This is a genomic window from Amycolatopsis sp. NPDC006125, from assembly GCF_040614195.1.
Classification (GTDB): domain Bacteria; phylum Actinomycetota; class Actinomycetes; order Mycobacteriales; family Pseudonocardiaceae; genus Amycolatopsis_E; species Amycolatopsis_E tucumanensis.
In genome coordinates this window covers 22,654-31,435 of sequence record NZ_JBEXTZ010000097.1, presented here as the reverse complement: position 1 = coordinate 31,435, position 8,782 = coordinate 22,654, and the positions used below count along the sequence as shown (strand labels likewise).

The 8,782-nt window shown below is 75.4% G+C and carries 7 protein-coding genes; 4 read left to right on the top strand and 3 right to left on the bottom strand.

Annotated features, from left to right (window positions below):
* Positions 1-198 precede the first annotated feature (198 nt).
* Positions 199-1,332, bottom strand: a complete 1,134-nt coding sequence (locus ABZ193_RS34935; RefSeq protein WP_354712883.1) for an MFS transporter — start codon at positions 1,330-1,332, stop codon at positions 199-201.
* Between the two features lie 5 nt (positions 1,333-1,337).
* On the opposite strand from ABZ193_RS34935, the gene ABZ193_RS34930 reads away from it, so the two are divergent.
* The gene (locus ABZ193_RS34930; protein WP_354712882.1) at positions 1,338-1,859 is read left to right on the top strand and encodes a MarR family winged helix-turn-helix transcriptional regulator; all 522 of its coding nucleotides are present in this window, start codon (positions 1,338-1,340) and stop codon (positions 1,857-1,859) included.
* 864 nt (positions 1,860-2,723) lie between these two features.
* On the opposite strand, the gene ABZ193_RS34925 is transcribed toward ABZ193_RS34930, so the two are convergent.
* Complete coding sequence (locus ABZ193_RS34925; protein WP_354712881.1) at positions 2,724-3,248, bottom strand: MOSC domain-containing protein; 525 nt, start codon at positions 3,246-3,248, stop codon at positions 2,724-2,726.
* A gap of 53 nt (positions 3,249-3,301) precedes the next feature.
* On the opposite strand from ABZ193_RS34925, the gene ABZ193_RS34920 reads away from it, so the two are divergent.
* From ABZ193_RS34920 to ABZ193_RS34910, 3 genes are read left to right on the top strand one after another with little or no spacing between them, the layout of a single operon-like run.
* A complete protein-coding gene (locus ABZ193_RS34920; RefSeq protein ID WP_354712880.1) occupies positions 3,302-5,869 on the top strand; it encodes an ABC transporter permease in 2,568 nt (855 codons plus the stop codon).
* Positions 5,856-6,533 (top strand): ABC transporter ATP-binding protein, encoded by a 678-nt coding sequence (locus ABZ193_RS34915; protein ID WP_354712879.1) that lies wholly within the window; start codon positions 5,856-5,858, stop codon positions 6,531-6,533. Before ABZ193_RS34920 ends, ABZ193_RS34915 begins: the two co-directional genes overlap by 14 nt.
* Positions 6,527-7,141: an ABC transporter ATP-binding protein gene (locus ABZ193_RS34910; RefSeq protein ID WP_354712878.1), complete on the top strand. Its 615-nt coding sequence runs from the start codon at positions 6,527-6,529 to the stop codon at positions 7,139-7,141. Before ABZ193_RS34915 ends, ABZ193_RS34910 begins: the two co-directional genes overlap by 7 nt.
* Here ABZ193_RS34910 and ABZ193_RS34905 read toward each other — a convergent pair.
* Positions 7,128-8,759: an MFS transporter gene (locus ABZ193_RS34905; protein WP_354712877.1), complete on the bottom strand. Its 1,632-nt coding sequence runs from the start codon at positions 8,757-8,759 to the stop codon at positions 7,128-7,130. The two genes, ABZ193_RS34910 and ABZ193_RS34905, sit on opposite strands and share 14 nt — an antisense overlap.
* Positions 8,760-8,782 lie beyond the last annotated feature (23 nt).

Below are 8,782 nucleotides of genomic sequence, written 5' to 3'. Positions count from 1 at the left end.
GCCGGGCCCGCTCGCGCCGCCGGCCTCGCTTGCGCCGCCCGCCCGGCTCGCGCCTCCCGCGCCGAGTGCTCGGCTGGACCACCCCTGTAGCCAGGGTTTCGGCTGTGCCCGGGGGTGCTGGGCACGTGCCTTCCCGTGGCTCGGGCCCGCTCGGCGGCGGCTCGGGCGACTTCGCGCGGCGCCTCCGTCAGCTCCCGCTCACCGCAAGGCGCCCACGTCCGGCAGGGTGCGCCGCCTTGTCGCGGCCACCGCCAGCGCGATCACCAGCGCCCCGCTGACCAGGAGGAACGCCGGGCCGCCGCCGTAGCGGTCGCCTACCGGCCCGGCCAGCGCGGAGCCTGCGGCGCTGCCGATCTGGCCCAGCGTCGTCAGCCAGCCGTACAGCTCGCCGCTGCGGTCCTCGCCGACGCCCGCCACGAGCTGGTCGTGCACCGCGAGCCACGGCGCCAGCGCCAGCCCGAACACGGCGATCACGACGGCCATCACCGCGACACTGCCCGGCAACGCCAGCGGGAGCGACGTCAGCGCGAGAGCGCCCAGCAGCGCGGTGTAGGTGTTCCGCTGAGCACTACGCGGCGGCCGGGCCGCCAGCGCCACCCCGCCCGCGAGGCTGCCCGCCGACCACACCGCGACCAGCAACCCCGACTGCCCGGCGGCACCCTCGTGCTCGGCGAATGCCGGCACCAGCACCCACATCGCCCCCATGCACACCCAGTAGGCGAGGTAGGCCGCGCCGAGCGTGTGCACGGCGGGGTCGCTCAACAGGCCACCGCGCCGCGGCCGGGCACGCTCGAACACGGGCACCAGCACGACCCCGACGACCAGCCCCGCGACGCCGGCCAGCGTCGTGACGGCCAGCGCCGCAGTCGGCCCTGCCAGCGCCGCCCAGCCGCTCACCCACAGCGGCCCGCCGATGTAAATCGTTTCCAGCGCGACCGAGTTGACCGCGTACGCCCTGGTCAGCTGCGGTCTCGCGAGGCGGGGGAGCATGGCGCGCAGGCTCGCCGACACCGGCGGGGTGGCCAGTCCCGAGGCTGCCGCGAGCCCGGTGAACAGGGCCGGCCCGTGGGTGCCGGCGAGCGCGAGCTGGGATGCGGTGAACAACGCGCCGGACAGCACGAGGACCCGCCGGTCGCCCGAGACCGGCAGCGCGCGGGCCCACAGGGGAGCGGCGACCGCGGTGCCGATGGCCGCCGCCGCGCCCGCCAGGCCCGCGGCGGTGAAGCTGCCGGTGGCCTCGACGCCGGTGAGCGTCACCAGCAGCGGCCGCATCGCGATGGGCAGCTGGGCGAGGTTCAGGCAGCCGATCAGAACCAGGGCGCGTACATTCATAACTTATGAATGAGCCGGAGCAGCGGAGCGCAAACCTGCTCGGCGCGACGTCGCTGCTGGTGGCCGGCGCGGTGCGGGACGCGGTCACCGAGGCTGTCGGCGCCGGTGGAGTGCTGGGGGAGGCGCTGATCGCCATCAAGGACCAGCCGGGCCGGACGGCGGACTGGCTCGCGGGGGTCCTGCACATCTCCCAGCCCGGCACGGCGCACCTGGTCCGGCGGCTGACCGAGCAAGGCTGGATCACGCGCGAGAGCGAAGGCCGCAGGCGCCCGCTGAGGCTCACCCCGGAGGGCGAACGCCGGGCCGCGGATGCGCTGGCCGCGCGGCAGGCCGTGCTCGACCGCCTGGTGGAGCGCCTGTCCGGCGAGCAACGCGCGCAGCTCGCCGCGGTGGCCGAGGCGCTGCTCGGCCCGGAGGCCCGCAGCGAGCAGACCCTGGCCGAGCTGTGCCGCCTGTGTGACCGCTCGGTGTGCCGGAAGTGCCCGGTCCATGAGGGATGGCGCAAGTGCCGCCCGGGAGGTGGATGACCGGCGGGTGGGGTTTGCCTGCGGTGTGTAGTGGCACCAGCGGGGGCGGGAAGGTGCCGCCGCCCAGGCGGAGGTGGCAGGTGGGAGGCCAGAGCCGGGCGGCCCGGGCGCCGTAAGCTGCCGCCCGCAGATTGATGCCACGCGCGGCCGGGTGGGTGGTGCCGCGGCGCGGAGCGGGACGCTGCGAGCCGGTGCGAGACGGGCGGTGCCACGTCTGCGGCTGGCGCTGGGGCAGCAGGGTGGGTGGTGCCGGTCCGTGGGCTGGCGCCGCGACGTCGGGATCGCATGGGCAGGTGGGTGGCGCGTGTCGCGGCCGGGTGGGTGGTGCCGCCGGTGGGTGGTGCCGCCGGGTGGGTGGTGCTACGGCCCGTGGGCTGGCGCTGTGAGTTGCCGCAAGGCGGGGCGTAGGGCGCGCGGGTTGGCGTTGCGTGTCGGGGCCCGGTGGGCCGCGGCGCGGAGCGCGCGCCGCCGATCGGGCGCCGTGGTGCGGAGGTTCCGTGGCCCGCAGAGCGGGCGCTGAGAGCTCGGCCCGAGGTGGGGTGCCACGATTCGCGGCTTGGTGCTGCGCCGTCGTCGGGTGGGTGGTGCCGCCGGGGGGCTACGGCCCGTGGACTGGCGCTGCGAGTCGCCGCAAAGGAGGGCGCGCGTGTGGGCGCTGCGTATCGCGGCCCGGTGAGGCGGCGCCGGGGGGCGGGTGCTGCCGAGCGGGCGCGTGGCGCGGACGTTCCGGGGTGCGCGGAGCGGCCTGAAGCGCCGCTGCCGTGGGCGGTGCCGCGCGCGCCATGCACGTTGTATACAACGGGTGTGCGACGGCTCAGGCGACGTGCGACGTGCGGCACTACACGGACAGCCCGTGCTCGCCCATCACGCCGATTCCGGTCGCTCCGTCAAAATCAGCAGTTCGGCCGCACCCACCCGAAGGACCCCGTCGTCCAAGGGGACGCACCGGACCCCGCCGTGGCCGCGCAAACCGCGGAAAGCGCCGGGCGCGAACGCGACGTCCATCCACGCACACGGGTGCGCGGGGCGGTGCGCCTGGAACCGCACGGGACCCGCGCCGCTGTCGAGGCTGAACATCGCTCCCGGCGTCGTCCGCGTGCGGGCGAGCGTGTCGACGTCGAAGCCACGCAACACGATGTTCCGCCGGGCCCGCACCGGATCGGGCGACGTCAAGCCGAGGGCGTCGAGCGCCTCGGCCGCGAACACGGTCACCGCCGCCTCGCGATGTGCCGGGTGGTTGAAGTACCTGTCCCCGACCAGCCCCAGCCCGGCGCGCACCGTCACCGACTCGCGCGCCACCGCACCCGGCTCGGGGCGGGGCCCGTCGGCCGGGCGGCCCTCGTAGGCGTGGACCGGCGACACGACGAGCGCGACGATCTCGACACGCACCCGCGCCAGAATACTTGATCGACCGGGCCCGCCCGCCGTGCGAGACTGCGCTGGTGAACCACTGGGGGTTGCCGTCGCCGTGGTCGCGCGCGCCGTGGATGCTGCTGCGCCGGCCGTCCGTCGCGGTGGCCGTGGCGGCTGCGGCGTTCCTCGTCGCGCTGCCCGCGGCCGCCGCCGCGTTGTTCCTGTCCGCCGCGGGCAACGCCGCCCTGCAGAGCCAGGTCGCCGACGCCTGCCCGGCCTACACCGGCGCGCACGTGAGTTCGGCCCTGCGCCTGGACAATCCGGCACTCCTCGACGCGCGCGAGCGGGCGCTCACCACCGAGGGCGGCCGCGTGCCACGGCTGTCCGCACCCGTGACCACTCTCTTGCAGCAGGGCGAGTTGGGCCGCAACAAGGTGAACCTGGTCGCCCGCACCGGGTTCGCCGACCATGTGCGCGTCCTCGACGGCGGCCGCGGCCCCGGCGTGTGGCTGCCCGACGGGTTCGCCGCGGAGAAGGGGATTCGCGCCGGTGACCACGTCCCGGTCACCACGGCCGGCCGCACCGTCACGCTCCCCGTCGCGGCGGTGTACCGGGACCTGCGGTCCGACCCCGACCAGCCGTACTGGTGCAGCCTCGCCGAGCTGTACCGCGGCAAACCGCTCGGCGAGACCCCGATCTACCCGCTCGCGCTCCTGTCGCGGGAGGACTTCCTCGGCGCGGCGGGAGGCAGCGGAGTCCAGATCGGCACCACGATCGAACTGCCGCTCGACGCGGACGGCCTCACCACCGCGAACGCCGTGCCCGTCCTCGATGGCCTGCAACGGCTGCGCGACGACACCAACCAGGCCGTGGACCGGTACCCGGACCGAGTCCAGTTCGTCTCGAACCTGCCCGCGATGACCGACCGCGCGAACCTCGTCGTCCGCGCGCTCACCGGCACGGTCGTGCCCCTCGCCGCGGCCGCCACGCTCGCCGGGCTCGTCGTGGCCGGTGCGGCGGGCGGGTTCTGGGTGGACCGGCGCCGGGCCGAGCTGACCGTGTTGTCCGCGCGCGGCGTCGGCCCGGCCGCGCTCGCCGGGAAGGCCGTGCTCGAAGTCGCGCTCGTCGTCGCCGCCGGGGTGGCCGGCGGCTGGTTCGCGGCGCGGGCCCTGGTCGCCTCGGCGGGGCCGAGCGGCCTGTTCACGCCGGCCGCCGTGCACGGCTCGATCTGGGCGGTCGCCGGCGCGTTCGGAGTGACGCTCGGCGCGGTCGCGCTGGTCGCCGCGCGGCGGGCGGCGCACCTGTTCGACGTGCCGCCGGTGCGGGCGCGCCGCGCGCGGTGGGTGCCGTGGGAACTCCTGCCGCTGGCGGCGGCAGTGGCGAGCTGGTTCCTGCTCGGCGACGACGTCCAGGCGGGGGCGGGCGGAGCGGCCGGCACCGTGGCGCGCGTGCCGCCCCGGCTGGTGGTGGCGCCGATCCTGCTGGTGATCGCCCTCGCGATCGCGGCGGCGCGGGCCGTGCGGTGGCTGCTGTCCCGGGCGCGGGCGCGGGGTGGTCCGCAGCGCCCCGGCTGGTTCCTGGCCAGCCGCCGCGTGCTGGCCGGGCCGGTGGCGGCGGCCGTGCTGACCGGCGCGACCGCGGTGCCGGTCGCGCTCGCCGTGTACGGGGCGTCGGTGACCGGCTCGGTGGACCGCACTCTGCACGCGGAGGGCCAGCTGATCGTCGGCACGGACGTGGTGTTCTCGCTGGAGACCCGCGCGCCGGTGCCGCCCGCGCTCGCGGACCGGGCGAGCCTGGTGTCCGCCTACGGCAACGCCCGCGTCGCAGGCAGCACGGTCGAGGTGCTCGGTGTCGACCCGGCGACGTTCGGCCGGGCCGCGTTCTGGGATCCCGCGCTGCCCGGCCCGTCGCTGGACGAGCTGCTCGGACGGCTCGCGCGCGGCGAGCCGGTCGCGTTGCTGGCCGGTTTGAACCGCGCGCACGGAATGTCCACAGTGGACATCGGCGGGCGGACCGTGCCGCTGACCGTGGTGGCGGTTCCGCAGCTGCCGGGCAAGAAGTCGGGCAACCCGCTGCTCGTGGTGCGCCAGGACGTCCTGGACGGGCTCGGGCTGGTGACCCGGCCGCAACTGTGGGTGCGCGGGGACCCGGACGAGATCCTGGCCGAGGCGTCCGGGCTGCCGGTGCGCACCTACGCGGAGGCGGCGAACGTGACCGCGGCCGGGGTGTACTCGCCGATCACCTACACGTTCGGCTTCCTCGCGGCGGTGTCGCTGCTGTGCGGGGCCATCATCGTGGTCGGGTTGCTGCTCTACCTGACGGCGAAGGCCCGCGCGCGGCGCAGCGCGTATGTCCTCTTGCGACGGATGTCGGTGACACCGGCCGATCACTGGCGCGCGCTGTGCTTCGAGGTGGGCGGGCTGCTGCTGGCCGGGTTCGTTGCGGGACTGGTGCTCGCCGTGGTGGCGGTCGGCCTCACCGCCGGGGCCTTCGACGTCAACCCCTCGACCCTGCCCGGCACGCTGCTGAGCCCGCCGTGGGGGCTGGCCGCCGGGCTGGCGGCCGCGGCGGCCGTCACCACCGCGCTCGCGGCGGGCGCGGCACAACGCGCGGTGTCCCGCGCCCGGCCGGCGGAGGTGCTGCGTGACGCGCGATGACCGGGCGTTGTGGTGCGAAGGCGTCGCCTACGACTACCCGACGCGGGGCGAGACCGTGCACGCCTTGTCCGGCGTGGCGCTGACGGTGCCGCGCGGGGCGATCACGGCGGTGGTCGGGCCCTCCGGCTCCGGCAAGTCGACGCTGCTGAAGATCCTGGCCTGCCTGGAACGGCCGGAGGACGGTCGCGTGTGGATCGACGGCACCGAGGTCACCGCGTCGTCCGCGCGGGCTCGCCGGGCGGTGCGCCGCACGCGGGTGGGCTACGTGTTCCAGGACCCGGCGGACAACCTGCTCGACTACCTCACCGTCGCCGAGCACCTGGCGCTCGCGGCTCGCCTGCGTGGCCGGGACACGAGCGCCGAGCTGGTCGGGGTGCTGGGTTTGGGGCACCGCACCGGTCACGTGCCCCGGCGGCTGTCCGGCGGCGAGCAGCAGCGGGTCGCGCTGGCCTTCGCCGCGGCTGGTGAACCGGCGGTGGTGATCGCCGACGAGCCGACCGCGCAGCTGGACCGCGACTCGGCCGGGCGGGTCGTGGAAGCGTTGCGGCTACTGGCCGACCGCGGGCAGGCGATCCTGCTCGCCACGCACGATCCGGAGGTGAGCCGGGTGGCGGACCGGGTGGTGGAGCTGGTGGACGGCAGGCTGGGGGAGGTCTCGTGCTGAGCCTGCGTGGGGTGCACAAGAGCTACGACGGCACGCCGGCGCTGCGGCCCGTCGACGTCGAACTCGTGGCGGGGGAGCTGGTCGTGCTGACCGGGCCGTCCGGGTCGGGCAAGAGCACGCTGCTGATGATCGCTGGCGGCTGGGAGACCCCGGACGGCGGCCAGGTGGTGCCGCACCCGCCGCTGCCGGACCTGCCGGTGGAGCGGATGTCCTGGCAGGACCTGGGTTTCGTGCCGCAGTCGATCAGCCTGTTCGAGGAGCTGACGCTCGCCGACAACCTCGCGCTGGCCCGCGGCGGTCCCGGTGGCGCGGAGCTGCTGGAGGCGCTGGAGCTGGGGCACCTCGCCGAGCGGCGTCCCGGCGAGGTGTCCCGCGGCGAGCAGCAGCGGGTGGCGGTGGCCAGGGCGCTGGTCGCCTCCCCGGCGCTGGTGATCGCCGACGAGCCCACTTCGCACCAGGACCACCGCCGGGCCGATCTCGTGCTCGGCCTGCTGCGGGCCGCGGCGGACCGGGGCGCGGCGGTGCTGATCGCCAGCCACGACCCGGCCGTGGTGTCCCGCGCGGACCGGGAGATCCGGCTCGGCGCGGACGCGGTCACGCGCGGATGAACCGCGTCCCGCCCGCGACGAGCACCGCGACCGCGCCGACCACCAGCAGTGCCGACGACAGTCCGGTGAGGACACCCGACAGCCCCAGAACCACCAGCGGGCAGACGAACTGGCCGATGAACATCGCCGAGGTCCACACCCCGGTGCCGCGGCCACGCTGCTCGAACGTCAGCGATCCCAGCGCCCAGGTCAGCAGCGCGGGCAGCAGCAAACCGTTGCCCAGCCCGGCCACCACGGCGCCGGCGACCGCGACCGGCAGCGACTGGGCCAGGCCCAGCCCGAGGACGCCGAGTCCGGAAAGGACGAAGGCGGCCGGGATGGTCACCCGCGGCCCGAACCGCGCCACCTTCGCGAACGACCACGCCGCGAGGGCCGTCGCGAGCGAGGCGATCGCGCTCACGAAACCGATGGTGCTGCTGGACTTCACGCCGATCCCGTCGAGCACGTAGGACAGCTCGACGATCAGCACGTAGAACACCAGGCCGCCGATGAGCGTGACCCCGACCGGCGTGAGCAGGCGGCGCCACGGCAGCGGCGGCAGCGCGGCGGCGGTGGTCCGCCGGGGCTGCCAGATGTGGCGCGCGGCGAGGAACGCCAACGGCAGGCTCACCGCGTACAGCCAGAACGGGGTCCGCCAGCTGTGCGCGCCGAGCAGGCCGCCGACGGCGAGGAAGACCGTCGCGGCCACGGTGGTGAACACGGTCTGCAGCCCGAAGTAGCGGTTGCGGAGCGGACCGGCGAAGTAGTCGGCGAGCAGCGTGGTGCAGCAGGTCATGATCGCGGCCTCGGTCAGGCCGACGAGAATCCGGCTGACCAGGATGAGGTGCAGCGAGTCCAGCCACAGCGGCGCGGTGCCGACGACCGCGTAGACGACCAGCGCGCCGACCAGGAGACGCTTGCGGCCCAAGCGATCCACGATCCGCCCGGCGACGGTCGCGGTGAGACCGATGACGAGCGCGGGCACGGTCAGCAGGACCGGGGTGAGCGCCGCGACGCCGGGCGTGCCGGCGAACGCCTGCTGGATGCTGGGCAGCACGGGCGCGAGCAGCACCGAGCCCAGGACGGACAGGCAGCTGGCGAACAGCAGGACGAGAGCCTGGGCGCGGCCGGCGGGCCGTCCGGTGGCGGGGTCGAGGGCGATCCCGGCGGTGGGGCTTGGGGCCCTGTCGGCGGTGGGGTCTGGGGCGTTGTCGGTGGTGGGGTTTGGGGCGTTGTCGGTGGTGGGGTTTGGGGCGTTGTCGGTGGTGGGGTTTGGGGCGTTGTCGGTGGTGGGGTTTGGGGCGTTGCCGATGGTGGGGTTTGGGGCCTTGTCGGCGGTCGGGCTTGGGGCGTTGTCGGTGGTGGGGTTTGGGGCGTTGCCGATGGTGGGGCTTGGGGCCTTGTCGGCGGTCGGGCTTGGGGCGTTGTCGGCGGTGGGGTCTGGGGCGTTGTCGGTGGTGGGGCTTGGGGCGTTGTCGGTGGTGGGGTTTGGGGCGTTGTCGGCGGTGGGGTCTGGGGCGTTGTCGGTGGTGGGGCTTGGGGCGTTGTCGGTGGTGGGGTTTGGGGCGTTGCCGATGGTGGGGCTTGGGGCGTTGCCGCCGGCGGGGCCGGGCGAGGAGGGCAGGACACGGTCCGGCACGGGCTTCTCCGGGGGACTCGCGT

What these genes read in the sequence shown, in the direction of transcription:
- ABZ193_RS34935 (WP_354712883.1), bottom strand. Translation starts at nt 1,332, where the DNA reads ATGAATGTACGCGCCCTGGTTCTGATCGGCTGCCTGAACCTCGCCCAG.
- ABZ193_RS34930 (WP_354712882.1), top strand. Translation starts at nt 1,338, where the DNA reads ATGAATGAGCCGGAGCAGCGGAGCGCAAACCTGCTCGGCGCGACGTCG.